Source organism: Methanoregula sp., assembly GCF_049510175.1.
Lineage (GTDB): Archaea > Halobacteriota > Methanomicrobia > Methanomicrobiales > Methanospirillaceae > Methanoregula.
Genome location: NZ_JBEKZF010000039.1, coordinates 1 through 1102, shown reverse-complemented (window position 1 = coordinate 1102; position 1102 = coordinate 1). Strand labels below are relative to the sequence as shown.

Annotated in this window: 1 protein-coding gene; it reads right to left on the bottom strand. The window is 52.3% G+C overall.

Annotation, left to right across the window (positions count from 1 at the left end; all coding sequences use genetic code 11):
• Positions 1 to 36: 36 nt before the first annotated feature.
• On the bottom strand, positions 37 to 1102 hold a 1066-nt coding region (locus ABSG49_RS12255), incomplete at its 5' end, for a terminase large subunit (protein ID WP_424026417.1).

The window sequence follows — 1102 nt, the reverse complement described above, 5'->3', positions numbered from 1 at the left end:
AAAAAGTTGTGTTGTTGTTAAACTATGTTCATAATTTTAACTTCGTTCAACAGTGTCGCGGGTAGGATCTTTGTAGCTCGTGGACGGGTCAAAGAACCGCTTGAGCACGATCTTGTCATGGGCTCGGCCAACACCTTTCTGCCCGCCATCATCCTCCGGTTCCCACTCGGCCACCTCTTCCATGTTATACGGGTTATTCTCGTCATGCTCGGCTTTACTGACGATCTCCGGTGTGCCGATAAGCTGCGAAGATGCCATCTGGTCAAGACCCCAGACTGCCAGAGCGCAGGCTGTTACAGTATCATCGTTCCGGCCTTTCGGGGCGCTGTATTTCATATACCCAGTGGTTCCCTGTCCCCGCGTCATCATGAAATCTTCGTGCTCTTTCTTGGTGATCGGGTCAGGCAGGAGTCGGATCGTCCGGTTCTCGTGCGCCATGATATAGTTCGAATAAAGCTGCGGTTTCGAGACTGATGAGAAGATAACTGGTACTACGGTCAGATACCCTTGTTTCGGAGCACCGGTATACGGCGCGTCCATCTTCATGAGATCTTCGACTACCGGGGCCCCTACGCCCGTCTTATCGATAATAAGGGTGCTGTTGTTGTACTGCTTACAGATCGCGTAGATCGCCTGCCGGATATAGGTCCAGTCGCGGGAAGTAAACCGTTCGCTCTGGACCTCGTGATTGTCAGCCGTATCAAATGTCTTGATTACGGTGAAATCGTTGGTGCTGGCGATATCCGCGCCGGTAATGTAATCGTGGCCGGGGATCGGATCGCGGTATTCGGAGGTCATAATCTCCGCAAGGTGCGGGAAGACAATACCGCCTTCAATGAACTCCGCTAGGATCTCCTGCCGGAACACGATCTCTGGCATGGTTGCTTTCATCCGGTCAATTACAGCGCGGGGATAGAACGGATTGTCGTAGGTCGTATAATGGAAACTCTTCCAGGTCTCGTCCTGTTGTTCACGACAGTATAAGTCATAGAATATGCCTCGTCCGTTCGGTGTAGAGATGTACCAGCCGTCACCGTCCCGTTTCCCGACCTGCGAGTCAATGACGTATAGGACTTCTGCGTCCATGAACGCCGCTTCGTCA